This is a genomic window from Streptomyces sp. URMC 124 (assembly GCF_051386455.1).
GTDB lineage: Bacteria > Actinomycetota > Actinomycetes > Streptomycetales > Streptomycetaceae > Streptomyces.
In genome coordinates, this window is the sequence record NZ_JBPQTS010000587.1 from 1 (window position 1) to 247 (window position 247).

General features: G+C 53.4%; 1 protein-coding gene. It reads right to left on the minus strand.

The features are described from left to right. Window positions 1–234: glycogen/starch/alpha-glucan phosphorylase (locus tag ACSNOG_RS33790; RefSeq protein WP_436756485.1), on the minus strand; the 234-nt coding region annotated here is incomplete at its 3' end. Between the last annotated feature and the right edge of the window lie 13 nt (window positions 235–247).

Genomic DNA, 247 nt, shown 5'->3' on the forward strand with positions numbered 1-247 from the left:
CAGCTGGATAATGCTTTTCGCCAAATCGTATCCCGGCGCAGCCTTCGCTCCGAATATAACCGTACGCGGAACACGAGGAACCGTCGGCCGCTCCTTCATCTCATTGTAATCATGCATCACCCTCAAAATGTTTAACAGCTGCCTCTTGTAACCGTGAAGCCGCTTGACATGAACATCGAACAAGGAATCCGGATCCACCCGGACGCCTTGCCTGGCTGCAATAAAGTCCGCCAGCCGCCGCTTATTG